This is a genomic window from Cytobacillus kochii (genome assembly GCF_020171845.1).
In the GTDB taxonomy this organism is placed as follows: domain Bacteria; phylum Bacillota; class Bacilli; order Bacillales; family Cytobacillaceae; genus Cytobacillus; species Cytobacillus kochii.
The window spans coordinates 146,168-173,139 of record NZ_JAIVAM010000001.1 but is presented as its reverse complement, the minus strand read 5'-3'; the positions used below and the strand labels follow the sequence as shown (position 1 = coordinate 173,139).

At 37.0% G+C, this 26,972-nt stretch carries 24 protein-coding genes and 1 pseudogene; 3 read left to right on the top strand and 22 right to left on the bottom strand.

Annotated elements, in window-relative coordinates; genetic code table 11:
* Nucleotides 1-194: 194 nt before the first annotated feature.
* The 5 genes from LCM23_RS00820 to kdgD all read right to left on the bottom strand — a co-directional run bounded on the left by LCM23_RS00820 (nt 195) and on the right by kdgD (nt 7,048).
* Nucleotides 195-737 (bottom strand): competence protein ComK, encoded by a 543-nt coding sequence (locus tag LCM23_RS00820; protein ID WP_224934666.1) that lies wholly within the window; start codon nt 735-737, stop codon nt 195-197.
* A 1,085-nt stretch (nt 738-1,822) separates the two neighbouring features.
* Nucleotides 1,823-3,181, bottom strand: coding sequence for a glucarate dehydratase (gene gudD, locus LCM23_RS00815; RefSeq protein WP_224934664.1), 1,359 nt, complete (start codon nt 3,179-3,181; stop codon nt 1,823-1,825).
* An 18-nt stretch (nt 3,182-3,199) separates the two neighbouring features.
* A complete protein-coding gene (locus LCM23_RS00810; protein ID WP_224934662.1) occupies nt 3,200-4,555 on the bottom strand; it encodes an MFS transporter in 1,356 nt (451 codons plus the stop codon).
* Nucleotides 4,556-4,650: 95 nt separating this feature from the next.
* The gene (gene gucD / locus LCM23_RS00805) at nt 4,651-6,111 is read right to left on the bottom strand and encodes an alpha-ketoglutaric semialdehyde dehydrogenase GucD (protein ID WP_224934660.1); all 1,461 of its coding nucleotides are present in this window, start codon (nt 6,109-6,111) and stop codon (nt 4,651-4,653) included.
* A gap of 4 nt (nt 6,112-6,115) precedes the next feature.
* A complete protein-coding gene (gene kdgD, locus LCM23_RS00800) occupies nt 6,116-7,048 on the bottom strand; it encodes a 5-dehydro-4-deoxyglucarate dehydratase (RefSeq protein WP_224934658.1) in 933 nt (310 codons plus the stop codon).
* Between the two features lie 175 nt (nt 7,049-7,223).
* Here kdgD and LCM23_RS00795 point away from each other — a divergent pair, with 175 nt between their 5' ends.
* Nucleotides 7,224-7,910 carry a FadR/GntR family transcriptional regulator gene (locus LCM23_RS00795; protein WP_095370419.1) on the top strand — a complete coding sequence of 229 codons (687 nt, stop codon included), beginning with the start codon at nt 7,224-7,226 and terminating at the stop codon, nt 7,908-7,910.
* A gap of 56 nt (nt 7,911-7,966) precedes the next feature.
* On the opposite strand, the gene garD is transcribed toward LCM23_RS00795, so the two are convergent.
* A complete protein-coding gene (garD, locus tag LCM23_RS00790; protein ID WP_224934656.1) occupies nt 7,967-9,502 on the bottom strand; it encodes a galactarate dehydratase in 1,536 nt (511 codons plus the stop codon).
* Nucleotides 9,503-9,787: 285 nt separating this feature from the next.
* Here garD and LCM23_RS00785 point away from each other — a divergent pair, with 285 nt between their 5' ends.
* Entirely contained in the window at nt 9,788-10,738 is a 951-nt protein-coding gene (locus LCM23_RS00785; RefSeq protein WP_224934654.1) for a zinc-binding dehydrogenase, read from the top strand.
* 334 nt (nt 10,739-11,072) lie between these two features.
* Here the strand turns inward: LCM23_RS00785 and LCM23_RS00780 are convergent, their stop codons facing one another.
* The 12 genes from LCM23_RS00780 to LCM23_RS00725 all read right to left on the bottom strand — a co-directional run bounded on the left by LCM23_RS00780 (nt 11,073) and on the right by LCM23_RS00725 (nt 21,923).
* A complete protein-coding gene (locus tag LCM23_RS00780; protein WP_404826570.1) occupies nt 11,073-12,686 on the bottom strand; it encodes a glycerol-3-phosphate dehydrogenase/oxidase in 1,614 nt (537 codons plus the stop codon).
* Nucleotides 12,687-12,788: 102 nt separating this feature from the next.
* Nucleotides 12,789-14,279, bottom strand: coding sequence for a glycerol kinase GlpK (glpK, locus tag LCM23_RS00775; protein WP_224934650.1), 1,491 nt, complete (start codon nt 14,277-14,279; stop codon nt 12,789-12,791).
* 19 nt (nt 14,280-14,298) lie between these two features.
* The gene (locus tag LCM23_RS00770; protein WP_281202853.1) at nt 14,299-15,009 is read right to left on the bottom strand and encodes an MIP/aquaporin family protein; all 711 of its coding nucleotides are present in this window, start codon (nt 15,007-15,009) and stop codon (nt 14,299-14,301) included.
* Nucleotides 15,010-15,463: 454 nt separating this feature from the next.
* On the bottom strand, nt 15,464-16,006 hold the full coding sequence (locus LCM23_RS00765) for a glycerol-3-phosphate responsive antiterminator (RefSeq protein ID WP_307319033.1): 543 nt from the start codon (nt 16,004-16,006) through the stop codon (nt 15,464-15,466).
* A gap of 277 nt (nt 16,007-16,283) precedes the next feature.
* Nucleotides 16,284-16,943 carry a DUF975 family protein gene (locus LCM23_RS00760; protein ID WP_224934648.1) on the bottom strand — a complete coding sequence of 220 codons (660 nt, stop codon included), beginning with the start codon at nt 16,941-16,943 and terminating at the stop codon, nt 16,284-16,286.
* Nucleotides 16,944-17,360: 417 nt separating this feature from the next.
* Complete coding sequence (locus LCM23_RS00755) at nt 17,361-18,380, bottom strand: serine hydrolase domain-containing protein (RefSeq protein ID WP_224934646.1); 1,020 nt, start codon at nt 18,378-18,380, stop codon at nt 17,361-17,363.
* An 88-nt stretch (nt 18,381-18,468) separates the two neighbouring features.
* Nucleotides 18,469-18,900, bottom strand: a complete 432-nt coding sequence (locus tag LCM23_RS00750) for a pyridoxamine 5'-phosphate oxidase family protein (RefSeq protein ID WP_224934644.1) — start codon at nt 18,898-18,900, stop codon at nt 18,469-18,471.
* 12 nt (nt 18,901-18,912) lie between these two features.
* Nucleotides 18,913-19,269, bottom strand: coding sequence for a carboxymuconolactone decarboxylase family protein (locus tag LCM23_RS00745; RefSeq protein ID WP_224934642.1), 357 nt, complete (start codon nt 19,267-19,269; stop codon nt 18,913-18,915).
* A gap of 151 nt (nt 19,270-19,420) precedes the next feature.
* Complete coding sequence (locus LCM23_RS00740) at nt 19,421-19,597, bottom strand: hypothetical protein (protein WP_224934639.1); 177 nt, start codon at nt 19,595-19,597, stop codon at nt 19,421-19,423.
* A 111-nt stretch (nt 19,598-19,708) separates the two neighbouring features.
* A complete protein-coding gene (locus tag LCM23_RS00735) occupies nt 19,709-20,173 on the bottom strand; it encodes a YfmQ family protein (RefSeq protein WP_224934637.1) in 465 nt (154 codons plus the stop codon).
* Between the two features lie 21 nt (nt 20,174-20,194).
* Nucleotides 20,195-20,386, bottom strand: coding sequence for a hypothetical protein (locus LCM23_RS00730; protein WP_224934635.1), 192 nt, complete (start codon nt 20,384-20,386; stop codon nt 20,195-20,197).
* 106 nt (nt 20,387-20,492) lie between these two features.
* Complete coding sequence (locus LCM23_RS00725) at nt 20,493-21,923, bottom strand: aminotransferase-like domain-containing protein (protein WP_224934633.1); 1,431 nt, start codon at nt 21,921-21,923, stop codon at nt 20,493-20,495.
* Nucleotides 21,924-22,626: 703 nt separating this feature from the next.
* On the opposite strand from LCM23_RS00725, the gene LCM23_RS00720 reads away from it, so the two are divergent.
* Nucleotides 22,627-23,547, top strand: a complete 921-nt coding sequence (locus LCM23_RS00720; protein ID WP_224934631.1) for an MBL fold metallo-hydrolase — start codon at nt 22,627-22,629, stop codon at nt 23,545-23,547.
* Nucleotides 23,548-23,608: 61 nt separating this feature from the next.
* Here LCM23_RS00720 and LCM23_RS00715 read toward each other — a convergent pair.
* The 4 genes and pseudogenes from LCM23_RS00715 to LCM23_RS00700 form a co-directional block, all read right to left on the bottom strand.
* Nucleotides 23,609-23,727, bottom strand: a pseudogene (locus LCM23_RS00715) (DUF1801 domain-containing protein); the annotation flags it as partial.
* Nucleotides 23,728-23,846: 119 nt separating this feature from the next.
* Entirely contained in the window at nt 23,847-25,358 is a 1,512-nt protein-coding gene (locus tag LCM23_RS00710; protein ID WP_224934629.1) for a tripartite tricarboxylate transporter permease, read from the bottom strand.
* 16 nt (nt 25,359-25,374) lie between these two features.
* Nucleotides 25,375-25,824 (bottom strand): tripartite tricarboxylate transporter TctB family protein, encoded by a 450-nt coding sequence (locus LCM23_RS00705; protein WP_095370437.1) that lies wholly within the window; start codon nt 25,822-25,824, stop codon nt 25,375-25,377.
* 15 nt (nt 25,825-25,839) lie between these two features.
* Nucleotides 25,840-26,817 carry a tripartite tricarboxylate transporter substrate binding protein gene (locus LCM23_RS00700; RefSeq protein WP_224934627.1) on the bottom strand — a complete coding sequence of 326 codons (978 nt, stop codon included), beginning with the start codon at nt 26,815-26,817 and terminating at the stop codon, nt 25,840-25,842.
* Nucleotides 26,818-26,972 lie beyond the last annotated feature (155 nt).

The window sequence follows — 26,972 nt, the reverse complement described above, 5'->3', positions numbered from 1 at the left end:
AATTCTTCTTTGATTAGTAGCGATTTCACTGGTTACCCTACTTATCTCTCTAATTCTTCTTTGATTAGTAGTGATTTCACTGGTTGCCCTACTTACACGACAAAGTCTTCTTTTAATATAGCGACTTTACTCCTTGACCTGCTTATATGGCAATAACTCGTTGATTCTCGAACTGACTCTTCGTACGTATAGTATCATTCTGATTTATACTCTTCCTTTTCTTCACTAATCATTCCAGGGAGCTCCATTAAAGGAACGGATGATTGCTTATTTATTGAATCTTGAATTTGTCCACGAAGAAGGCGTGCTTGGTCCCACCTTTTCTTAGCTTTATTACAGCTTATAGAAAGATTGAAATAATAACCGCTTGTTAAAATTATTTTTGTCATATTTTTATTGAATGGTTGCATTTCATGAATATGGGCTAGAGAAACAAATGTATTATCAATATCGTATTGAGATGAAAAATAGAACCAATACATATCCTGAGCCCCCCAAATACGAATAGGCGGTGTACTTTTTTTATCTAGCTTGTACTTAGCAGCTTGGAGAGCCCCTTTATAGGTCATTCCATACTCTCTCAAACTGTCTTTTACAATGGCTATTGGTGGTTTTTCCACAATAAAAGTTGTATTCTTTCCTTCGATTACTTGTGTATGAATATAGTTATTATGTACATTTATCGCTTTTAAAGCTTCCGTTTTGCCCTTCAGTAAATAATCAGTACGGTTTAGCATTTTTATCCCCTTTCTTATTTACTTATTTTCAATTAAGTAAATTAAGGGTATACTAACATCATGTTGGTATACCAACTGCACAGCGCTCAAGTCCGATGTCTGCCAGGACTGACTTGAGTGCTTTTATTTTAATTAGCTCTCCCCTAAGCTTCACCTCCTTGTCTATCGAACCAAAGAATGAGGTTACAAAAACAATGCATGTTATTATCAAGAAAAACATCTGATTACTTGCTTTCAATACCCCTTCAAATGTCTTCCAACTGGCTATTGTATACTCGAACGATCCCTTAAATCCCTCCATTCTTTTTTTATGAGCTTCGTATTTGAAAGGGGAGATTCATAAACAATATTCATAAATGGCAATTGCTTCTTTGCCAACAGGGGACCAAAATGAAATGAAGAGTTCTTTATGCCCCAATGATTCATGTCGGCAACTAATGGTTGAACCATCTTCTCGTCTCGATATTTCTCCGCTAACTCTTTCTCTATACGTAACTGTGTTATTACTTTTTTAAAATGGCGCGTTCTATGAAGACCTTTAATCTTAGCCCTTATAACATATGGAACAAATTCTCAACCTGACATTGTCTTCATGTTAAAATAAAAAGTGAGAAATAAAATGGTTCGTTATTCTTTAATACTCGAATAAAGTCCCTCATCTCCCACCGCTCACTTATCTCTATCTTTCTCTTCACACTCTCATCAAAAGAAATAAAGATATTCATCGTTTCTAAAAGACATTTTGTCGTATCTCCACCTATTGACTCAAACCCAAGCACAAGCCTTTCACTGCGACTAGTACATCAATACTATAAATATGATTAACTACCAAGACCTTTATCTTAGTAATTATACATATTTTTCTAAATATTTAAAATATATTTCGTCATATTTTTTCATTTTTTTTATTTACTTTAACTCTAGCAGTTAAATCCTTCTAGTTATTCACCTTTATCGCCTTCATACTGACAAGACTTATTTGATCGTACACAATTGGTCTTAGATCTTACATAATAGTAAGTTTTAGAAAAGCTAAATAAACACCAGGACACAATCCTGGTGTTATCTGAACCGTTTATTTATCCTTATCTAACCATACAAGGTTTCTTCGGATTAAACTGCCAATTTGGAATTAAGTATTGCATACTTTTGGCATCATCTCTGCTGCCAAGTCCGTATGTTTGATAGAGTTGATGAGCATCTGCTAGTTTCTCTCTATCTATCTCAATGCCTAAGCCCGGTTTTTTTGGTACTTCGATTTTTCCTTCTTTTATTATGAAGGGGTCTTTTGTTAGATGCTGACCTTCCTGCCAAATCCAGTGTGTATCAATAGCAGTTACTTTCCCTGGTGCACTAGCTGCGACATGGGTGAACATCGCCAGCGATATATCAAAGTGATTGTTAGAATGCGATCCCCATGTTAAGCCAAAGTCCTTGCATGTTTGAGCAACTCTCACAGAGCCTTGCATCGTCCAAAAATGGGGGTCGGCAAGGGGTATATCAACAGCTTGTAAGCGAATACTATGTGCCATTTGTCTCCAATCTGTGGCAATCATATTAGTTGCCGTTGGTAAGCCTGTTTCTAAACGAAACTCAGCCATAATTTCTCTAGATGAGAAGCCATTTTCAGCCCCACATGGGTCTTCTGCATAGGCAAGTATATGATTTTTCCCTTTACATAATGCGATGGCTTCATTTAAGGACCAAGCCCCATTAGGATCAAGTGTCACTCTAGCATGAGGGAAGCGTTCTTTAATGGCTATAATGGATTCCATTTCTTCTTCTCCATTAAACACGCCGCCTTTTAGTTTAAAGTCTTTAAATCCATATCTTTCGTATGAAGCTTCAGCAAGGGCTACCACCTGCTCTGGTGTGACAGCCTCTTCATGACGTAACTGAAACCAACGACTATTATCGCTTGATGGTGATTCATACGGGAGATCTGTTTTATGGCGGTCACCAATATAGAATAAATAGCCTAATACTTCAACTTGATCACGTTGCCTACCTTCTCCTAGCAAGTCCGATACAGGTACATTCAGATATTTACCAAGTAAGTCAAGGAACGCCGATTCGATAGCTGTAACAACATGAATGGTTGTACGTAAATCAAAAGTTTGTTGTCCTCTTCCTGCTACATCCTTGTTAGCAAATGCTTCATTGACCTGTTTAAGCACTTGTTGATAAGCACCAATTGAACTCCCCATGATTATTTCTGTTGCAGCTTCTAGCGTTTGACGAATAGATTCTCCTCCAGGAACCTCACCTACTCCCATTCGTCCAGAATGATCATGCAAAATTAAGATGTTTCGAGTGAAAAAAGGGGCATGCGCGCCACTTAAGTTCAAGAGCATGCTGTCTCTACCTGCAACAGGGATGACCTCCACCTTTGTGATAACGGGTGCTTCTTTAGCTATCATTTTATCTACTATATTTGCTTCCATACCTTTCTTCCTCCCCTATTAAACTTTCTTCAATTCTACTCGCTTAATTTCACCTACAAGGAATAAATAACTTAATATTGCGACTAAAGCGCTCGCACCAACAAACAACAACGCCATATTAAAAGATCCAGTTGTGCCTACAATATAGCCAATAATGATTGGAGTAGTAATACCTGCTACATTACCAAAAGTATTAAACAATCCTCCACTCACACCTGACATCTCTTTCGGAGAAGTATCCGCAACAACGGCCCATCCCAGAGACCCAAATCCTTTGCCAAAAAAAGCAAGGGACATTACAAAAACAACTACCCATTCTGTGGTCACATAGTTAGCAATGACAAGGCTCATAGAGAGAAGTAAACCAGTAATAATTGGTATTTTCCTTGCTGCCGTTATCGAGACACCCTTCTTCAATAAGAAATCAGAGAACGTTCCTCCCAATATACCACCAATAAATCCACAGATAGCAGGTAATGAAGCAACTAAACCTGCCTCTAATATATTCATACCTCTTTGATCCACTAAATAGACCGGGAACCATGTTAAGAAGAAATAGGTCAATGTCGTTATGCAATATTGTCCTAGGTAGACGCCGAGAAGCATTTTATTGCTTAATAATTGCTTTATATATTGCCAGTTCGGCCCTTGCTTTTTCTCCACTTGATTGGCCGCAGTATCCATATCAACTAATGCGCCGCCTTCTTTTATATAATCTAACTCTGCTTGATTAATTTTAGGGTGATCTTTTGGATTGTATATCGTTTTTAACCATACAAAGGCTACAATGATTCCGATGGTCCCCATGAAAAAGAAGACATATTCCCAACCAAAAGTGAAGGTGATATACCCCATAATAGGTGCGAATAGAACGGTAGCAAAGTATTGGCCTGAATTGAAGATTGCTGCGGCGGTCCCTCTTTCCGCACTCGGAAACCATGCTGCTACAATTCGGCTATTTGCAGGGAAAGATGGTGATTCTGCCAACCCTACAAAAAATCTTAAGGCAAATAAAATGATGACAACTGTTGTGACTGATTGAAATGAACCTATTAATCCTTGTACCAAAGTAAACAAAGACCATAGGAAAATACTCCAAAAATAAACACGCTTAGAGCCAAATTTATCAAGCAACCATCCACCAGGAATCTGCCCTAATACATAGGACCATGCAAATGCAGAAAATAAATACCCCATCATAACAGAATTTATACCTAGATCACTTGATAGCGCTGGACCGGCAATTGATAAAGTAGCACGATCAGCATAGTTGATAACTGTGACAATAAAGATCATTAAAACAATTAACCATCTCGCTTTTGTTTTCTTTCCGGTTGCTGGTGTTATTTGTCTTTCCGATTTAAGGACTGCCATGGTAATCACCCTCTTTTATTTTATTGAATGTAAGCGTAAACAATCTGCTGTTTTTTTAAATGATGAGTAGGTCACGCTGCCTACTCATCCTGATGCTAGCCTTTTACAAACACCGTTTTAATAGATGTAAAGAACTCTTTTGCAGCCTCTCCTTGTTCTCTTGAATGTGAACTCGATTCCTTCATACCACCGAATGGTGCTTGTAATTCAACACCAGCACTTTCAGCGTTAATCCGAATTAATCCCGCTTCCATCTCTTGAACAAATTTCAGCATTCTTGTAATATTTTGCGTAAAAATCGAGGCACTTAAGCCATAAGCAGAATCATTAGCTACTTCAACTGCGCTCTCTAATGACGAAACTTTTATGAGAGCGATAACCGGTCCGAAAATTTCTTCTCTAGCAATAGCGATTTCTTGATCTGCTACTTCAAAGATTGTTGGTTCGACAAAATAGCCGCCACTCTCCTTGTCTTCATATGGCTTACCACCTAGAAGAAGCTTTGCACCATCACTTACCCCTGTTTGAATAGCTTGTAATACATTTTTATATTGCGACTCACTTGCACATGGTCCCATCCAACTACTTGCATGAAGACCTGATCCAATCGTAATCTTTTTCGTTTCAATCACCAATTTTTCTACAAATCTATCATATACCGCTTCTTCTACAATTACTCGGCTCGTTGCTGTACACTTTTGTCCAGTAGAGAGAAATGCACCTTTAATAACGGCGTCAACTGCTAACTCTAAATCAGCATCCCTGGCAACGATTACTGGGTTTTTACCACCCATTTCAAGTTGATACTTCACGCCTCGTTTCATTGCCTCATTTGCGATTGATTTACCAACTGCATTTGACCCAGTAAAAGTAATTCCTTTTATATCTGGATGTTTAGCAATCCCTCCACCGACTACAGCGCCAGAGCCAGTGACCATATTTAGTACACCCTTTGGTAATCCTGCATCAGCAAAGCATTGAGCAATTTTCGCAAAAGTAACAGCGCTTTCACTAGCAGGCTTAATGACTACCGTGTTTCCATATATCAGTGCTGGTGCCACTTTCCATATTGGAATAGCAACAGGGAAATTCCAAGGAGTAATAACGCCCACAACTCCAAGTGGTACTCTTGTCGTAAACATCAATGCTTCATTATCGGTAGATGGAATGACATCACCTACTTTTCTCATTCCTTCTCCTGCATAATATTTTAAAATCGCTATGCCACGTTTCGTTTCACCCTTCGTCTCCGCAAGTGTTTTACCCATTTCCCTCGTAGCACATTCAGCAATTTCTTCTAACCGCTCCTCCATTAACCCAGCTACTTTATAAAGTATTTCACCACGCTGGGCACCACTTAAATTTCTCCAAGGTTTCTGCGCATGTTTTGCTGCTTCAACAGCTTTATCTAGATCATCAGTTGTTGACGATTGAATCACACCAACTATTTCACTCGGTGCCGCCGGATTGATACTTTCAATTGTTTCATTTGAATTCGACGCTATCCATTCCCCATTAATATAATTTAAGTAGTTTGTCGTTGTCACTGTACTCATTCCCTTACCCCCTGACAATCTTTTGCTTTTTTGGATACTTCTCTTTTGCTCGTTGCAAAATACTTTCTAATTGTTTGTAATGTTCAAGTTCTACAGGTGTGAAAGGTGCACGAACCTTGTTCTGAACTGGTAATCCTGACAGTTCCATACCTGCTTTAATTAAGGAGACTGCATAGCCTTTTCGCTGCTTACGGATCTCATTTATTGGTAAAATAATATCTTTATATATCTCGTGGACAATTTCATTTTCCCCTTGTAACAAAGCATCATAAAACTGTCTAGAAATATGAGGGATATAATTCGAAATTGCAGAGGAATACGAATCAAACCCTAATGGAATATAAGCTGGCATTGTTACCTCAGCCATAGGCATGCCATTCAACCAGCTTAAACGTTTACCGATACGATTGGTTAAACAAATATTCAGTTCCATATTCCCTACACCATCTTTTAGGCCAACAAGCTGCTCTAAATCTAGTAATTTCTCTAATGTGCTAGGTTGTAGAATCGCGTTATTCCTTTGATAAACAATAGCATTAAGTGATGTTTCTGAAATTACTTGATACAGATAATCATATAATCCCTCTTGTTCACCTTCTGCTAAATAGGGAGGTAATACAAGAAAGCCATCTGCTTTTTTATCTTCTGATAAGCGCGCATATGAAAGGGCATCCTGAATATTTCCACCTACACCTGTATAAACAGGTACCTTACCACCTGCTTCTTGGATGGCAACATCAAGCATGATTTCATATTCCTCTTTACTTAATGATTGGAACTCTCCTGATCCACATGCGATAAAGATTGCCTCTAATCCTTCTTCAATCAAAAATCGAATATTAACTTCTAACGCTTTTTCGTCTAATTTTCCATTTTCATCAAATGGAGCTACAGGAAATCCGAGAATACCTGTAGGTGCTTTTCTAGGTGAATGCATATTTCATTCCTCCCCTTTCAATTTGTTATGTATAATTGTAAGACAAATTAAATTAACTGACAATATGTTTTTTGAAAATTTTTATTTATTTTTCTAAAGGGCTTGCTATTCTTTTAATTCTATTTGTATTACAATTAGATTAATTAAACTATAGTAATTTGGATGGTGGACAATTGTGAAGAAAGATGCGCTTGATTTAATTAGTAGCCAAGTCGTACGAAAAACATTGGCTCAGCAAGTAGAGGAACAAATAATTGATTTATTAATTTCAAATAAACTTAAACCCGGTGACAAACTTCCTCCGGAAATGGAATTAATGGAACTTCTAGGTGTCAGTCGTCCCGTCATGAGAGAGGCGATGACTTCACTGGAATCTCTTGGTATTGTAAAAAGAAAAACGAGAGATGGTACTTACTTTACTGAGAGTATAAGTAATAAACCATTTTCAACCATGCTTTCCCTTGTTAGTGACAATATTGAAGCAATCGTTGAAGCACGCACCTCTTTAGAACTAGGACTTGTTACATACGCAGCAGAAAAAATGACAGATGAAACACTTGAAGCATTGAATGATACAATTATCAAAATGGAAAATTCAGTCGACAACGAATATGGTGAACATGATCTTATGTTTCATCGAATTATAGCCCTTAGTGTAAATAATCCTGTCTTACAAGGAATGATTGATTCGCTTTTACTCTCACATGTAAAAATCAACGCACAAATCAAATATCGTGAAAAAGAAAAAACGATCAGACATCATAAAGCCATTTATGAAGCACTAAAGAAAAAAGATCCTCAGGCTGCATTTCAAGCAATGTACAATCATTTGAAGTTTGTTGAAGGAAAAGTATTAGAATAAAAAACGAACCCAAACCGTATGTAAAGAACGGTACTGGGTTCGCTTTTTTTATCTAATTAAGTAATCGGTGCAGGATTAAATAGAGCTAAATCATTATGAAGCCCCCATTGATCTGCCCATGTCTTTCTTTCTCCACTTGCTACTTCAATAATGTGATGGAATATTTCCCATCCTACATCTTCAATTGTTGATTCACCTGTGGCAATCGTTCCCGCATTTACATCAATTAAATCATTCCACTGTTCTGCTAGAGCATTTCTTGTGGATACTTTTATGACAGGTGCCATTGCTAATCCATACGGTGTGCCCCTACCAGTTGTAAATACCTGTAGATGCATGCCAGATGCTAACTGTAATGTACCGCATACGAAATCGCTTGCCGGAGTAGCCGCATAAAGGAGACCTTTCTGTGTTGCTTTTTCTCCTGGTGCAAGCACACCAGAAATAGCACTACTACCAGATTTAACAATTGAACCCAATGATTTCTCTACTATATTAGAAAGTCCTCCTTTTTTATTGCCAGGAGATGGGTTCGCACTTCGATCTGCTTCACCTTTTTGAAGATACTCATCATACCATTGCATTTCTTTAATTAAAGCGTTTCCAATCTCTTTCGTTTCGCACCGAGGTGTCAAAAGATGGACTGCATCCCTTACTTCAGTTACTTCAGAAAACATGACTGTCGCACCAGCTCTTACTAAAAGGTCAGCAGCATAACCAACAGCAGGATTAGCTGTAACACCTGAAAAAGCATCACTTCCCCCACATTGTAAGCCAACCACTAAATCGCTTACTGAGCAGATTTCTCTTTTGCGAAGGTTTAGTTTCTCTAACTTTTCTTCGGCCATATTCATAATATTTGTTACCATATCTGAAAAACCTGCTTGTTCTTGTAAAGACAATATGTCGCGATCTTTACCATCAGGTGCGAGCATTAATGGTGATAACTTTTCACACCCAAGACCGATGATTAAAGCTTCCCCTCCAAAGTTCGGGTGCTTAGCTAAATTCTGCAAAGTCCTTATCGGGATGATTGCTTCTGGCGCTTGAATGGCTACTCCACATCCGTACTGATGATTAATAGCTACGACATCATCTACATTTGGATAGTTTGGCAGTAATTCATTTTTTATTCTCTTCACAGCAAAATCAAGTACACCTACAACACATTGCACACTTGTTGATATTCCCAAAACATTCTTTATTCCTACACTTCCATCAGGATTGCGAAATCCTCGGAATGTATACCCCTCTAATGGTGGGAGGGCATCAGGCACACGAGTTGCTATACTTAACTTATGTAAATCTGGTGGAATAGGAAGCTCAACCATCGACTCTTCTACCCAACTTCCTTTCTTAATAGGTTTCAACGCTTTCCCTATCACCTCTCCGTAACGGATAATCTCATCCTTTTCAGCTATTTCTTTAAGTGCTACTTTATGTCCTTCTGGTACTCTACTAGTAAGAACCAGACCGTTAGAAAAGGTTGTACCTTCCTTTAACCCACCAGCATTAACAACAATTGCTACATTGTCTTTTTCATGGACTTTTATAAAAAGGGGCTCTTCTTTTCGTTCTGTGTTCAATCGCATAATTCATCCCTCCTCATTTTGTATTATTGTAAGACAAATAAACTAAATGGTCAATAAATAGTGAGAATATTTTAAATAATATTCTCTCATTTGCATTGGTGACAAACTTTTCTTATAGAAAAGTAAGTCTAGAGGAAAGCCAGTAATATATTGCTATTTTTGATTCAGTATACAGAATAAACAAATAGCGTTATAATTTATATTGTCGACAATGTACAATTGTAATATCAATTTAATCGGCAAATCCAGGAACCATGGTAAAACTTTTAGAAAGAAGGGGTTAATATGAAAGGCTGGGAATTTACAGCAACCAATGTACCATTGAAAGTAGTTGAAAAACCAGATCCAGTAGCAACTGAGGGTCGTGTAATTATCGATGTGAAGGCAGCTGGACTTTGTCATTCTGATGTAGGAGCTTTACATGATCCAAAATGGATGGATATTATCGAGAAAAAACCAATCATTATGGGACATGAAGTAGCAGGTATGATTACTGAAGTTGGCGAAGGTGTAACCGATTTCAAAGTAGGTGACCGCGTTGGTGTTTGTCCTGTTAGCTTAGTTGGTATGGGACCTGGATATGGTTATGATGGAGGCTATTCAAATAAAGTATCTGCTCCCGCGATTGACCTTGTACCCATTCCTGATGGTGTAACTTATGCACAAGCGGCAGCTGGCACCGATGCAGGAATGACCTCTTATCACGCAATGTTCAAACGTGGTGAAGCTAAACCAGGAATGAAAGTAGCAGTAATTGGTATCGGAGGATTAGGTCAAATTGCTGCTCGTGCAGCTGTTGTGGCTGGCATTGAAACGTATGCAGTAGATGTAAGCCCTAAAGCACGTGAATTAGCCAAAGAAATTGGTGTAAAAGATGTATTTGAAGATATTAAAGAATTAGCCGATATTGCACCAGATTTAGTAGTCGATTATGCTGGCTTCGGTACCACAACAGCTGGCGCAATTGATGTAGTTGCACCAGGTGGTAAAGTTGTATTAGTAGGTATGGGGAAACTAGAATCTACAATTAATACTGATCCACTTATCTTAAAAGCTGCAAGCCTACTCGGAAGTGTTGGTGGAGATAAATACGATATTGCAGAAGTATATAAATTAATGGCTTCAGGCGATATCGATCCAGCCATTACTGAAATCACCTTTGATGAAATTGGAGAAGGTTTAGCTCGTTTAGAACGTCATGAAGTGACAGGACGTTTAGTAGCGATTATGGATTAATCAGACATTTAAGATACAAAATGGGTTTGGATTATCTTCTAAGCCCATTTTATCTTTTATAGATTCATTCAGTTATAGCTACTTATATTAATTCCTTAACAACGAATTTAGTAGGGTGTAAGAGGTGGACATGCAAATAATCCTTGTTCCTCAAAATGCTCAATACGTTTAAATCCTGATCATGATTACTTTGACATATCACATTCAATACACTACCGGTTTTAAATCCACTAAAAAGTGAGAAAACTTGATAATTGCAACCTTAAACTTCTAAAAATTCTTTATTCTAATTCAGAAAAAAAACGCACGGCTCAAGCCGTACGTTGTTCTATCATTATGCCTTATTTATTTCCTCTTTCAACTCTCCTCTCATTTTCTCTGTCCTTTGTGCATCCCAAGCAAAATAATCGCTCATAAATGTCACAACTGCTTCACTATAGTTCATTGCCCATTGTTTATTAAACAATATGGCACTTGTGCGTCGCATAAAGTAATCGGTTGGGGTTTCGGTCATTTCTTCTTCTAGGCTATAGATTAATGTAGCATAGGCTTCAAGGGATAGATTGACTTTATCATGCTCACCCTTAGCTTTTTTAGCAATTTCAAATACGTTTTTGACATTAGAGCCATAGCGTTCGACTATGCGCTTTGCTTCTTGTTCTGTGAATCCGATTGCTTTACCATTCTTTATTTGCTCTTCCACAAAAGACTGGTAGCCATTAGAACCACCTACATCACCGCCTGATAGAATGATGTGATCTGTTTGACATGATTGGGTGTTTCCTAATCTCTCTGCGACAACATCGACTGTTTTCTCGGCCATTTTGCGATAGCCTGTTAGTTTGCCACCTGCTATGGTGATGAGCCCAGTATCAGAATAGAATATTTCATCTTTACGTGAGATTTCGGATTCTTTTTTTCCTTCTTCGTAGATGAGTGGACGAACACCCGCCCAATGTGATTCAATTTGGTCTTTAGACAGTGATAATGTTGGAAAAACCAGTTCAACTGTTTTTAGTAGATAATCACGGTCCTCTTCTGTCATTTCTGGATTTACGAGGTCTCCCTCATATTTAGTATCTGTTGTACCTAGATATGTTTTTCCATTACGTGGAATGGCGAACACCATTCTTTTATCTGGTGTATCAAAGTAAACAGCGTTTTGTAACGGAAAGTCTTGTTGGTCGAATACTAAATGGACACCCTTTGTATGAAATAATTTCTTACCACTTAGAGAGCCATCTTTTTTTCTTAGTCCATCTACCCAGATACCTGTAGCATTAACAACTTCCTTCGCATAAATAGGGAAAGCTTCGCCAGATAATACATCAACTGCATTTATACCAATGACTTTGCCATTTTCATATATAAAGTCGTCTGCTTTGACATAGTTTGCCAAGGTTGCACCGAGTTCATCTGCTTTTTTAGCGACTTCAAGTGTGAGACGGGCATCATCCGTTTTATATTCTACATAGTAACCCGCACCTTTCAGGGTGTCTTTTACAAGTAATGGCTCTTTTTTTATTGCCTCTTCTTTAGATAGCATCTTCCTTCTTTCACTTTTCCTAACACCTGCAAGAAAGTCGTAAACCCTTAATCCAATACCAGTAGTAAACGGTCCAAAGGTACCTCCTTTAATTAACGGAAGCAGCATCCATTCAGGATTGGTAACATGGGGTGCGTTCTCATAAACGATGGCTCTTTCTTTTCCGACCTCTGCCACAACACCTATTTGCATTTGTTTTAAATAACGTAGCCCGCCATGAACAAGCTTTGTTGAGCGACTACTTGTGCCAGCAGCAAAATCCTGCATATCAATTAGTCCTGTATCTAAGCCACGTGACTGGGCATCAAGAGCAATTCCAGCTCCGGTAATCCCACCTCCGAGTACAAGTAAATCAAATTTTTTGTTTTTCAATTCGTTTAAGTTTGCGTTTCTATTCATCATCTATCCATCCTTCCTTGAATAAAAAGAAAAGACCGCAAATAGCCCTTATGTACAGGGTTGATTTGCGGTCTCTCATTCTCCAACATTTTATATTAACTTGTTTTATTGAAATGCGATTGTTGCTTTAATTGCTTTCTTCCAGCCGTTATATAGTTCGTCACGCTTGCTTGATTCCATTTGATTTTCAAAGGAATCTCCAATTTTCCAGTTATTAATGATTTCTTCTTTTGTCCAGAAGTCAACAGCTAAGCCGGCTAAATACGCAGCCCCTAAAGCCGTTGTTTCATTAATTTCTGAGCGCTCAACAATAGTGTCTAGTATATCACTTTGGAATTGCATTAAGAAATTGTTTTTCACAGCGCCACCATCGACACGCAATTTCTTTAGCTCAATACCTGAATCACTTTCCATTGCTGTTAACACATCTTTTGTTTGATACGCGAGGCTCTCTAATGTGGCACGAATAAAATGTTCCTTCGTCGTTCCACGTGTCATTCCAAAAGCAGCTCCTCGAATATCACTTTCCCAATAGGGTGTCCCAAGTCCAACAAATGCAGGTACAAGATAAACACCATCAGTTGATTCTACACGCGTTGCGTAGTTTTCGCTTTCTGGGGCAGTCTTAATCATTCTCATGCCATCTCTTAACCATTGAATAGCCGATCCGGCAACAAAAATACTACCCTCTAATGCATATTCTACCTTACCATCCAGTCCCCATGCAATAGTTGTGAGTAAACCATTTTCTGATTGCACTGGATTTTCACCTGTATTCATAAGCATAAAGCACCCTGTGCCGTACGTATTTTTTGCCATGCCTTTCTCAAAACAAGCCTGACCGAATAAAGCAGCTTGTTGGTCACCAGCAATACCGGAAATGGGAATCGTGATATCCCCAAAAATCTCTTTCGCTGTTTCCACATACACTTCAGAACTGGATTTCACCTCAGGCAGCATAGACTTAGGTACTGTAAGAATATCTAATAATTCGTCATCCCAGCTCAAGTCGTAAATATTATACATTAATGTTCTTGATGCATTCGTGTAATCTGTTACATGTGCTTGACCGTTAGATAACTTCCAAATAATCCATGTATCAATCGTTCCGAAAAGCAAGTCGCCATTTTCTGCCTTTTCACGTGCTCCTTCAACATTGTCTAATATCCACTTTACTTTTGTACCTGAAAAGTATGCATCAATTAATAAGCCCGTTTTCGAACGAAAAGTATCATTTAATCCTTTTGCTTTTAATTCATTGCAGATTTCACTCGTTTGTCTTGATTGCCATACGATGGCGTGATAGATCGGTAAACCGGTATTTTTATCCCATACAACCGTTGTTTCCCTTTGATTAGTGATCCCAATAGAGGCAATATCACTGCCTTGTATGTTATTTTCACTTATGACACCCGCCATAACAGAAAGAATAGAAGCGTAAATTTCCATCGCATCATGCTCAACCCAGCCTGGCTTTGGAAAATGCTGTTTAAACTCCCGTTGATATTCACCTACAATATGACCTTCTTTATTAAAAAGTATCGCTCTTGAACTTGTTGTTCCTTGATCTAGTGATAAGATATATTTTTTTGTCATGTCGGCATCCCCCTATTTATTAGAATAAAGATTGAAATACAAATGTTGCAAGAACAGCCCCAACTAATGGACCTATAACCGGAATCCAAGCATAGCCCCAGTCCGAAGACCCTTTGCCTGGGATGGGTAGTAATGCATGGGCAAGACGCGGGCCTAAATCACGAGCTGGGTTTATCGCATAACCTGTTGTTCCCCCAAGACTCATACCAATTGCGGCAATAAAGAATCCAACGATAAGAGGATTTAATCCCTCAGCAAATGAATTTAATCCAATGGCATTCAAACCAAAGACTAAAATAAATGTCCCAAGTACTTCACTTATAAAGTTAAATGGTGTATTTTTAATTGCTGGGCTTGTTGAGAAAACGCCCAGTTTCGTGCCTTGATCACTTGTAGCTTTCCAGTGTGGATAGAAGTATAAGATAACAAACGCTGCACCAATAAATGCCCCAATCATTTGTCCTGATACATAATATGCAACAGCTCCCCACTCAATACTACCAGCTAAAGCCGCTGCCAATGTTACCGCTGGATTAAGATGACCACCCGCACCAAAGAAATCTGAAACGTAGACACCAAACGCGACAGCAAACCCCCATGCAAATGAAGTGACAATCCAGCCACCACCATTAGCAAATGTCTTGTTTAAATTCAAATTGGCCCCAGCACCAACACCGAATACGACTAATATGAAAGTACCAATTAGCTCTCCTATAAAAATATCAGACATTCAGTAATCCTCCTAATCATTTAATAGACTATAAAACTACTTTTTAACATTACCCTTTCAAGAGAAAACAAAAAGAGGCATGCGAAAGAAAATAACGATCAAACGTTATTTCGCATGCCTCTCTAAATCTCCGACAAAATAAATTAACTTGTACGAACCATATTATAATAAAATGAAAACGATTGCAAATAAATAATTAAATTTTTTAGAAGAATAAGATAAGAGACATGTAAAGAAAAATCACCAGACCGATCGGTTTTTAGCAACAAGTAAGATACTTATCCCCATATTCACAGCCTTCCGAGTCGATAAGTAAACAAATCTGACTGAAGATGAGCGCCCTTCCAAGTCATTATATTTCTTCAGCGAATAGAAAATGCAATCTTTTTTTCAGCAATAAAAAAAGCCATCCTTTTCTACCAACCTGCTGCAAGTAGAAAAAGATCGCAGTTAATTATAGCTCCCATAGATCCCTGTTAGATGTTGAAACAGAGATAGCACCGGATTCGAGGGCTGATTCAATCTCTGATTTCTCCCTCACCAAGCCACCAGCAATTATTTTTATATCCGTTTTCTCATGAACTTCGCGAATGATTTCTGGAATAATGCCAGGTAATACTTCAATATAATCTGGCTTTGTATTCTTCAACAACTCTAGTCCATTCTCTAACGCCAGGGTATCAATGGAGAAAAGCCTTTGAATGGCTAGTACTCCTTTTTTCTTGGCTGTAATAATCGCTTGTCGCTTGGTCGAAATAATCCCAGCTGGTTTAATTTCTTGGCAAACGAATAAAGTGCCACTTTCATCATTCTTTAAACCATCAATCATATCCATATGAATGAGGATTTTTTTATTATGCTTCTTAGCTGTTGCTACAACACTTTTTATTTGTGTAATGTGAGAATCCAGTAAAATCATATACTCATATTGCGAAGAAATGACTTTCTCAAAATCCTTCATATTACGAATAGCTGGTAGGATTGATTGTTTGATCACTAAGATCAACTCCTTCTTCATTGCTCATATCTATCCATTAATAATAGAAACAGGTAAAGAAAAAAGCAATTACACTAAATACCTGTCTTAATCGTTAATCATTGGCTTCATTCATTATAAAGCATCTTCTGCACAAAAAAAAGAAAGCTAGATACTTGCTAAACCCAGATTAAAAGTGTTCCCTATTGATTTAAGAAGAAAACCTCAGGTATATACAGTAAATTATATAAAAGATAAAAAGACCAACATCTTTATAAGATGAAGGTCTTCTAAACAATTATATAATCGCTTCCTTCACAGCAACAGCACCTTCTCGGTCTCTTAAATCTTCATAAAAGTGTGCATGCGCTGTTAAAAAGTATGGGCCAAGCCAAAGAAACCCAATTCCAAGCGTTAAGATACATAGAAAAGCCCAACCGATGAAGCTTAGGTTCAAACAAAAATATCTCCACTTATGACCCTTCATCATTTTTCGACTTTCAGTTATCGCTTTGTTCACAGATAATTCTGGGTGGTCACGTAATATGTACATCGCTTGAGAATATGAAAGCGACTTAATGATGCCTGGGATAACCAATAATAAGGACCATAAGAAAATATAAATGCTTTGTAAAATCGTTAATCCCAAAGCTCTTAAGAAACTCAAATACTTAAATCCAGTAAATAATTCCTCCACTGGAAGCTTAGACCCTCTGATTAATGTAATGTACGACAATGAAAGACTTACACCAAATGGAATTAAGATGATACTAATTGCAATACTAATTAAATTATACCCTGCAGCATACTCCCATTCAGGATAAGGAATTAACAGGATTTCCATAAAAAATTCGGGGATGAACGTAATTAGAAAATATAAGAATGAGAGCAATACACCCTTTCCCCAATTGTCTCGCAATGATGCGAGAGCAAGTTGTTTAATTTGTTTACTTTTCATCTCGTTTCTCTCCTTTCACAACCAACATATTGTAACATAAGAAAAATATCCCATCAATTGCATATTTTTCTTTTTATATTCAACTATTAATCTTTAAAAAACGAACAAACATCTTTGATAATATCAAAAAATTTACCAATACATATTAATTACATTAATTACTACTAAAGGTATAAACGTATGTTTCTCATTCTAGCACCCGGTAATGCGCATACTCCCCCTCTAATAAGTTGTCATTATCCTTGTCATCTTGGCTATTTCTTAATTAAAGAAAGTAGCGTTACGAGATAATCACCACTAGAGATTCCAAGAAGGTTACTCTATCCCAGTGCTCTTTTGTTCTTTTAAGAAATTAATTACTTATGATTAATGCTTAGAAAATTTATTGGAGGTAAATTGCGTTTTTTATTTATCCTCTTACTCTTTCCCTATAAATGCCCGATAAATTTCACCGATGAGCCCATCCATTTGATGAATACCAAGCTCAGTATTCGTCAAAATTATTATCCCTTCCTTCTTTTGCGGGTATAGAGCAAGCAAACTTTGAAAACCTACTCCCCAACCAAGGGAACTCAATTCAAATCCATTGGATGTACTTCCTAAAAAGCAACCAAGCCCTAACCATTCACACTCTCCCTGTGATGTAAACATTTCATTTATAGTTAGGGGTGAGAGGCCGAGCTTACTATCACCAACGATTGCATCCATGAGTTCAATCATCAGCTTACTAATGTCTTTAGATGTTGACCATAACCCTGAAGCAGCTGGATAAGGATAATGTGGGTATTTCTCTTTCACTGTTGCTCCGTTCCTATCATGTCCTTGAGAAATATTTTCCCCATAAGTAACCTCATAGGTACTACACGCCATACCCAGCGGCTGCAATACCTTCTCTTCCATTAATAGCGTGAAAGATTTACCTGTGACTCCCTCTATTAACTTCTCTATCAAGCAAAAATTCGCATCTGCATAATGAAATCTCCCCACCTGATTCTCTTGCCTGATGATAGGCTCTCGACAATACTCAGTCTTCCCAAGAAAAAGTTGTTCTACTGTAGGGTAACCCCAACGTTTTTGATAGGGTAAAAAACTATTTGGCGGATCAATGATACCTGATTGGTGACTTAATAATTGTCTAAGGGTGAGGCTGGGTGAGGGTGTATTAGAGGATATTGTCCATGTTGTGACCAATTCATTTATTGGTGTATCAAGTTGGAGGAGCTGTTCATCTATTAGTTTGCAAGCTAAGACCGTAGTAAGCAATTTACTTATAGAGCACACATTAAACATCGTATTTCCCATAACAGGAAATTGGTCGTGTTTATTACGCACTCCATATTGTTCACTTTGAAAGATTTTCTTATTTTTAATCGTTGTTATTGTTAACCCTTGTATGTGTAACGCCTTCATTCTTTCTTCTATATTTAATGCTGTCATTATATATCACTCCTTTTTTAAAGGTAACACAAACATATGTTCTGTTCAATAAGAAAAAAAATCCCGCTTAATTAACGGGATCTCTTTTCTATATAGTTACTTCTTCTGTTTGCTGATGTTCATTATTTAAAAAACGAATGGTTTGAGGGGTAATGGCTAATATGACATAGTTTGGATCCTCAGGCCCTTCAAACCAACGGGAGAAAGAATCCTGCCAAATCTTCTTTTTTATCTCTTCATCTTCACTGACTCGACAATGTCCCTTGACTTCAATGTATTCATCATTCAGACCTTTACCAGTATAACCCAAAAGAATGGAAGTATGTCCATTCTCCTCAATCTCTTCAACCTTTTCTGTATTTTTCTTTGTCGCACTATAAAGAGTGAACCCCTCACTATCTTCACAATAAAAAGCCATATAACGAATATGTGGCGCATTTGATTCTACCGTTGCCAATACACCGATAGGATGATTCTTGATGATTTCTTTTGCCTTTTTTATTACTTTTTCATTTGACATCAATTTCAACTCCTAGTTTAACGGTTTGAATTCATTGATACAATTTTGCACTAAAGTTACCCCTTGACTAATTGACGCTCCTCCACCAAAGGCTGACGAAACAGCAATGGTTTCCATAATTTCTTGTTCTGTACATCCTTGATCGATACAGCCTTTCGTATGAAAGATAATACAATATTCATCTTGTGCTTGCACACTAATTCCTAGTGCAATTAACTGCTTTTGCTTGGCACTAACCGCACCTTCTTTGAAACATTCCTCTGTAAACTCGTTAAATTTCTCTGCATATGTTGGTAAAGTGTGCGATAAATGTGCCAAACCCTCTTTAAATTGAAGAATTGATTCTGCCATATTTGATTGTTGTTCCATCTCTTTTTCCCTCCATTTTTTTCAATATGTACAGATGTAGTATGTACTATTTCACATTTCTTAAAACTCGATCTAATGAAATCATGAAGAGGCTTAGCATTCAAAAAAAGGCTCCTCAAAAAATTTGAGAAACCTTGTGTTCGTATCTATTTTATTTACTACTATAATCATGTTCGTTCTTCGATGATGAACTCGATTGATTTTTTTGTTTCTTTCCTACTTTTTCCTCTTTTACTTCTAGTTCAATATCTTCAAGTGGTAATGGATCAACATGAGGATCTTGTTCTATTTTTTTCTTTTGCTCTTTTTTAACAGATTCTCTACTCATCTTTTTAGCCACCTTCCTTATTACTTTTGTATTTACCCTTTGAGGGAAAAATAAAACAAGGATAGCTTCAATAAATAGGTAGGCCTCATTTTAGAAAAAAATTTTTGGGGATCACATGTTATTTATTTTACTATTTAAGTATATGCTATTTTCTTCATACTCAGTAAATTGCTCCTCAGCATCCATTTGATAGGCAATTACTTTCTTATTCGTTTGTTTTACAACTGTTAGATATTTTTCTTCAATATAAAGGTATAATTGTATCTTTTTCTTTCCTTTACTATAACAAATGTGATAGGGGACTGTTTTTTGATTATGCGGCATAAATAAGTCTTCATTACCAGGGTAAATATGAATTCTCTTCAAAAAACTAGCTTCATTAAACATCATAACTACTTTCTCCTTAACCTGTCCCTCTATCAGATGGTTATCATATTCTAATGTAATCTCTTTTTCATTTATTTCTTGATGAATGGCAAATTTTTTTAATACCCATGCGACAGCCGCGCTTGGTGGACTAGTAATCATCTTGATTAAAATACCTAGTATTAATACAAAACCCATTGTCCATGTCATGCCTTGATCCTCCTAAAACTTTTAGTCATAAGCAATATATATAGCTAAAGCAATGATGGACAAAGCAATCACCACTATATAAATCATTGTTAAGTTTCGATTATTTTTTCGTGAAGATGATTGATAATTATCATCACTCCTATTCGTAATTAATAGGGTAGCAATAATCGCAACCATTAGGATGCATATAATTACGCCGTATAATATAATCATCTTTTATGCTCCTTTTTTTTGTATATTTCACTTTCTCCTTTATCTTAATTGAAACGAGCATTTTAATGACCAGCCAATTCATCTATTTTTTTACCATCCACTTCATTTAAGTAAGTGCTAATGCGGCACTAAAACGTTGGATACCCGTTCTTATTTGTTCTTCATTTGCTCGTCCAAAGGTAAACCGAACAAATAACTTCTTTGATCCCATCATCATTCCAGGAAAATAAATAACTCCTTGCTTAATGGCATTCTCTAACAACTTCATTTCATCAACGTCTCTGTTTATTTCACACCAAATATGAATACCACCTTGAGGAATGGTAAACACCACCTGATCCCCTAAATATTTCTTTAAACTAGCAACTACTTCGTTTCTTCTTTGCACTAGTTCTGTTTTGATCCTATCTAAATGTACAGGGAAATGCTTTGACTCCAAAAAATCATTAGCAATCCATTGTGTATAGCTAGCATGACCAAAATCAATCTGCTGCTTTGCATCCGATAATCTTTCTATTACCGAGTTCGGCCCGATAATCCAGCCAATCCTTAAACCAGAAGCAACTAGTTTTGATAACGAACTGATGTACAATACATTTCCGTTTTGATCCATTGATTTCAATGTAGAGACAGGATTGTTATTAAAAGAAATTAAGCTGTATGGATCATCTTCAATCACTGGGATTCCGTATTCAGATGAAATATCCAAAATCTCTTGTAATTGCTCTTTCCTAAACAGCCTCCCTGTTGGATTTTGGAATGCTGGATTTAAAAAAATCATACTAATTCGGTGTTTTTTATGTAATGAAAGAAGCTCGGCAGAAAGAGCCCTATTGCTTAGTGCTGATAGGGTATAGACTTGAATGCCTGCTGATTTAAAAATAGGCAGGTTGTAATGATAAGATGGATCTTCAATCACAACAGCATCACCAGGTTTTAATAAGCATTGCACAACAAGATGCAGGGCTTGTTGTGCTCCAGAAGTAACAAGGATAGAAGCTGGTGTTGTTTGAATATTTCTGTATTTCTCCACATGTTTCGTAATGGTATTTCTTAATGCTTCACTACCCTGAGGATGGTCGTAACCTAGTCTACCAATAAACGCTTGCGTTTGCGTAATTTCTCTTAAAATATCGATTGGATATAAATCTTCTGACAACTCACCACTCGCCATATTGATAAGTTTTCTTTTTTCCATTTCCTTACGAATTTTTTGCGTAATAGGCAAATTAGGTAAGAACGAACCTGCTTCAATATATCTGTTCCAACTTGGCATACGCTTTTTTGTCATGCCCCAAATATCTTTACTTATGACTGTACCACTTCCGATTCTTCGTTCAATTAATCCTTTTGATTCAAGGTCATCATAAGCAGCAACAATCGTACTTCTATTGACTTGAAAAGTTTTAGCTAACTGTCTTTCCGAAGGTAGATTTTTATCAGCTGGAAAAGTACCGTCAGAGATTCCGTTCTCTATTTCATCAGCAATTTGTTTATAAATCGGCTTCTTCAATTCACGGTTGATTTTTTCATCCATTATATACATCCCTTTTTAGTTAATACATATAGTGTAACCAACTTATCTAATAATGGAGTAGTACTTTGTTTTCTAAGTGAAATGAATAACATAGATCTTCACAACTCTATTTAGCATTGAAAAAAGGAAGAAGTTAAAAGACAATACACTAGTATCCGCTAATGCTTCCTATCCGTTTCTCTTTTCACTTTTTTAATTCCCTCCGTCCCAACAACACAACCAACAAGTGCAAGTATCATACTAGTTGAAATGGCTTTAATAGCATAATAAAACGCTGTGCCAGTTACACAGTCTAAAATAATGAAACGTTTAATCGTTGATGCTTTTATCGAATAAAATACGACTTGGTTTTCTTGAACTCTTTTCAGCGCGGCTCACGCACCTTTCACCTAGACATACTAAAAGGTACGTAAAGAGATTTTGTCCTATACCTACTATAAGAAATACGATGAATTTACACACCAAGAGTTACATTCATAAGAATTTATCTTTTTTTATACGCAGGACCCTCATACAAAATCCACTGGCAGCTTTTTTTCATCAAATCTTTTTTCCCTCTACAAAACTTAAATTTTTCATAAGTTTAAATTGATGGGGCATTTTCTACGTGTCAATGAATACAAAAACTTTGATATTAAAAAATGGACAGATATAATAGTTGCTAACAGATGTTTATAGAGGAAGATGAGTTTGGAGGGTTAGAATGACAGGCAAAAAACGTTTTACCAATCTAGATAATGTAGAAAACACCAAATCATTCAATGATTTTCGTCGCTGGCAAAAAGAACGAAGACAAAATAAAAAAGATCTTACTATCCAAATTGAGCAATCGCCAACAAAAGAAATTGTGCGATTAAACAAAAATAGAAAAGATGCTTCTATTACATGGATTGGACATTCTACTTTTTTCATTCAAATAGATGGATTAAATATCGTTACTGATCCTGTGTGGGCAAACCGTATGGGTCTCGGTAAACGATTAACAGCACCCGGTATTTCTATAACTGATTTACCCGATATCGATATTGTCTTAATCTCTCACGGTCATTATGATCATTTAGATTTTCCATCAATCAAAAAACTAAAAGGCGACCCCACTTTCTATGTACCAATTGGTTTAGGGAAAAGTTTTAGCAAACGGGGATATCAGCATATATTTGAAGCGAACTGGTATGATTCTTATAGACTTAATTCGTTGTCCCTTTCTTTTGTACCCGCTCAACATTGGACGAAAAGATCACTAACGGATACGAATACATCTCATTGGGGTGGTTGGATTATAGAAAATGAGCCTCACTCTATTTATTTTGTCGGTGATACAGGTTACTTTCGTGGGTTTAAAGAGATCGCCGAAAAGTTCAAGATCAAAACTGTATTAATGCCCATTGGCGCCTACGAACCAGAATGGTTTATGAAAGTCAGTCACATTAACCCAGAAGATGCAGTGAAAGCATATATGGAATTAAATGGCGCAACCTTTATCCCTATGCATTATGGTACTTATCATTTAGCAGACGATACCGGACCAGAAGCTATTGCTAGACTAGATGCTGAATGGGAAAAGCAACAATTAGATGCCAATCAACTAAAAAAATTATTCATCGGCGAAACATTTTGGTTATAACCGATTTGGATCGACTATCAAAAAGCATATTGATAAAGTTAACTAGGAAAGAGATTATGCATCCGGACGCTTCAGTAAAGATATCTAATAACTGATAAGCATCCTCCCGCTTCTTTACTGAATCCACTTTTTCGATAAACATCATGACATTTCATCCGTCTCTCTTTTCTTTAATTGATACTTGTTTGCTTCCTCCTTTTATCCAATGATTCTCTAGGCTTTTTATTTTCTTTTTACAGTAAGTATCTATGCAACATTATAGGCAAATCAAAAGCTCGCCATCAATGACGAGCTTTTATTTAACCTGATATTGTTTGGTCTTCTTTTCTTTTTCTATTTTTAATCAACTTCAAAATAAGTGGATAGCATAAAGATAATACTGTAAGAATCATTAAAATAACGGAAATCCCAGAAGAAAAGAAAATACTTAGACTGCCATTAGATGATGTCAGAGCCATACGGAAATTTTGTTCCATATCTGTTCCCACGATTAGTGCTAGTACTAATGGAGCAATTGGAAAGTCTAACACTTTCATAACTAAACCAATGAGACCGAACAACAATAATAAATAAAAGTCAACTGTAGAATAACTCAACGTGTAAGTGCCAATAAAAGCCAACATAATGATAAGCGGATACAGTACTTTAGCTGGCGTGTGAAGCACCTTTACGAGTAACCCAACTAATAGTACATTAATAATCACTAAAGCAATGTTACCGATAAACATACTGTTAATAAGTCCCCAAACCATAACCGGATCATTTTCAAAAAGCATCGGACCAGGTCTAACGCCGAGCATGATTAATGCGCCGAGCATAACAGCAGTGGTTCCTGAACCTGGAATCCCCATTGTTAATAACGGAATCATTGCTCCAACTGAGGCAGAGTTATTTGCCGATTCTGGTGCTGCTAAACCTTCCACAGCTCCTTTACCAAATTCCTCTGGTTTTTTAGATAACTGCTTTTCAGTAGAATAGCTAATCATTGATGCAATGGTTCCCCCCGCTCCCGGAAGTACACCAACAATAAATCCAAGAGGTGCACTCCTGAGAATTGGCCATTTAGAACGTTTCCATTGCTCTTTGGTGAACCATGTTTTACCCATGTCTTGATTTTCTTTTTGCTTTTTCTTTTCTTTATAAATCGTTAAGAAATTATAAAATACCTCACCTACCGCATAGATTCCAATGATGACAATTAGAAAATCAATACCTTCTGCTAAATGTGGCATCCCAAGGGTAAAACGATGAACACCGGTCTGCGGATCAATGCCAATTGTACTTAATAATAACCCTAAGCACATTGCAATAAAACCTTTGATCATTTTTCCTGTTGATAGCGAAACAATAGCTGAGAGGGTTAATAGCATAAGTAAAAAATATTCCGATGGACCGAACTGCAAGGCAAAGCTTGCTAACGGTTTAGCTAAAGCGACAAATCCAAAGGTGGCTAATATCCCCCCGATAAAAGAAGCTACTGCTGAAATGGCCATTGCTTGACCAGCCTGGCCTTTCTTTGCCATCGGGTAACCATCAAAGGTGGCAGCAATTGCCGAACCATCGCCAGGTGTATTTAATAATATAGAACTTCTAGATCCGCCGTACATCGCACCATAATAAATGGCAGCCATTAATATAATGGCACTTGTTGGATCCATTCCAAAAGTAACTGGGATTAAAACCGCAACAGCCGTGGCTGGACCTAACCCTGGTAACATACCAACAACAGTCCCCAAGAATCCTCCTATTACAATCCAAATGATATTAATTGGTTGTATGGCTGTCATCAATCCTTCTACAAAACCCTCCATATGATTCCCTCCTTTTCTATGGCAAACTTACACCTAATAGTTGACTAAATCCGTACCAAGTAATGAAGGAAAAACTCACAGTAACGATGACGTTAACGAGCCATTTTCTCCAACCATTCAAATAAAATAATAAGACACCTAAGAATAAAATCGTCGAAATTAAAAATCCTAGTGTTTCAAATGTCAGTGCATAAATGATACCGAGGATGATTGTAACAACAATTAACTGTATGGCCCTCTTACTAAATACATCTGTCAGTTTCTCTTCTTTTTCATGGATATTTCTCAGCTCATTCACCAGATAAATAACACTCAGGATAAGCATCAGTGCACTGATGCCAATAGGAAAATATAGAGGTCCATTAGCACTACCTAATGTAGCTTTTGGGATCTGAAATGAGCTGATTAGGAAAACTAAACTAACGGCTATCATTAATATGGGTAAACCTATTTTGATGATTCTCACTTAACAAATCCTCCCTTACTGAACCAGCCCTGATTCGCCAATTAAATCCTTATATAATTCTGCTTGTTCATCGAAAAACGCTTTCGTATCACTACTATTCTGGTAAAAATCATCCCAATCATTATTTGTTAAAAGTTCAGCCCATTCTTCACTCTTAACCATTTCTCCCAATTTTTCATCCCAATATTTGATTTCTTCTTCTGTCATATCTGGTGGCCCCATAATACCTCGCCAATGGGGGAAAACCATGTCAATACCTTCTTCTTTTAATGTAGGTACATCTTCTAATTCTTCTAATCTATCTTCCGAAGACACCGCTAAAATCTTTAGCTTGCCAGCTATATGTTGTTCCTTAACTTCTGATAATGAAGTCGTGACCGCATTTACATGATTTCCCAAAAGGGCTGTCACTACGTCCCCACCACCGCCATCATAGACGAGGAAATTTAAGTCTTTTGCTGCCACATCCCTCATTCCTGCCGCTTGCACAAATGATAGATGATCATCATTGCCTAGACCTGGTCCTACGCCAATTTTTATAGATGCTGGATCATTCTTAATATCTTCAAACAAGTCATTTATATTTTCATATGGAGCATCTACTGATACAGCAATAGCCTGCCATTCAGTTGCTAAAGTCGCAAGAGGTGTAAAATCCTCATAAGTTAACTTACTTTGTCCTAAGAAATGATTGGTTAATAGTAGACTAGAGTTTACAGCAAGATAATGACTATCCTTCGTATGCAGATAGCTCCACCCAACTTCACCACCGCCGCCTGGCTTATTAATAACATTAATATTATTATCTACTAGGCTATTATCCTTAAGAATTTTTTGCACAGATCGAGCTGTTAAATCCCATCCGCCACCAGGTGATGCCGGAGCTACTACTTCTATATTTTTTGTTGGATATTCCCCATTTCCTGAAGTTGAATTGGAAGAACACGCTGTTAATATAAGAACAGCTAGAACGAAAACTACCAGCTTTTTCACTATATCCACTCCCCTTATCTTGTTAAATTCTGAGTTAATATTAAATTCTGAATAAATAAATGTAAACGTTTTCTTAAAATTGTCTATTAAAAACTTAAAATCAATTAAATTCATTGTGTTCATTTGTGCTTTATTTCACAATAACTATAAGTGAC

Excerpts from the sequence above, each read along its gene's own strand:
- gucD (WP_224934660.1), bottom strand. The coding sequence starts at position 6,111 with ATGAGTACAGTGACAACGACAAACTACTTAAATTATATTAATGGGGAA.
- LCM23_RS00755 (WP_224934646.1), bottom strand. The coding sequence starts at position 18,380 with ATGACAGCATTAAATATAGAAGAAAGAATGAAGGCGTTACACATACAA.
- LCM23_RS00810 (WP_224934662.1), bottom strand. The coding sequence starts at position 4,555 with ATGGCAGTCCTTAAATCGGAAAGACAAATAACACCAGCAACCGGAAAG.
- LCM23_RS00820 (WP_224934666.1), bottom strand. The coding sequence starts at position 737 with ATGCTAAACCGTACTGATTATTTACTGAAGGGCAAAACGGAAGCTTTA.
- LCM23_RS00760 (WP_224934648.1), bottom strand. The coding sequence starts at position 16,943 with ATGAAAAGTAAACAAATTAAACAACTTGCTCTCGCATCATTGCGAGAC.
- kdgD (WP_224934658.1), bottom strand. The coding sequence starts at position 7,048 with ATGCATTCACCTAGAAAAGCACCTACAGGTATTCTCGGATTTCCTGTA.
- LCM23_RS00750 (WP_224934644.1), bottom strand. The coding sequence starts at position 18,900 with ATGTCAAATGAAAAAGTAATAAAAAAGGCAAAAGAAATCATCAAGAAT.
- LCM23_RS00735 (WP_224934637.1), bottom strand. The coding sequence starts at position 20,173 with ATGACATGGACAATGGGTTTTGTATTAATACTAGGTATTTTAATCAAG.
- LCM23_RS00730 (WP_224934635.1), bottom strand. The coding sequence starts at position 20,386 with ATGATTATATTATACGGCGTAATTATATGCATCCTAATGGTTGCGATT.
- glpK (WP_224934650.1), bottom strand. The coding sequence starts at position 14,279 with ATGACAAAAAAATATATCTTATCACTAGATCAAGGAACAACAAGTTCA.
- LCM23_RS00720 (WP_224934631.1), top strand. The coding sequence starts at position 22,627 with ATGACAGGCAAAAAACGTTTTACCAATCTAGATAATGTAGAAAACACC.
- LCM23_RS00710 (WP_224934629.1), bottom strand. The coding sequence starts at position 25,358 with ATGGAGGGTTTTGTAGAAGGATTGATGACAGCCATACAACCAATTAAT.
- garD (WP_224934656.1), bottom strand. The coding sequence starts at position 9,502 with ATGCGATTGAACACAGAACGAAAAGAAGAGCCCCTTTTTATAAAAGTC.
- LCM23_RS00785 (WP_224934654.1), top strand. The coding sequence starts at position 9,788 with ATGAAAGGCTGGGAATTTACAGCAACCAATGTACCATTGAAAGTAGTT.
- LCM23_RS00745 (WP_224934642.1), bottom strand. The coding sequence starts at position 19,269 with ATGGAACAACAATCAAATATGGCAGAATCAATTCTTCAATTTAAAGAG.
- LCM23_RS00740 (WP_224934639.1), bottom strand. The coding sequence starts at position 19,597 with ATGAGTAGAGAATCTGTTAAAAAAGAGCAAAAGAAAAAAATAGAACAA.
- LCM23_RS00770 (WP_281202853.1), bottom strand. The coding sequence starts at position 15,009 with ATGTCTGATATTTTTATAGGAGAGCTAATTGGTACTTTCATATTAGTC.
- gudD (WP_224934664.1), bottom strand. The coding sequence starts at position 3,181 with ATGGAAGCAAATATAGTAGATAAAATGATAGCTAAAGAAGCACCCGTT.
- LCM23_RS00780 (WP_404826570.1), bottom strand. The coding sequence starts at position 12,686 with ATGATGAATAGAAACGCAAACTTAAACGAATTGAAAAACAAAAAATTT.
- LCM23_RS00725 (WP_224934633.1), bottom strand. The coding sequence starts at position 21,923 with ATGGATGAAAAAATCAACCGTGAATTGAAGAAGCCGATTTATAAACAA.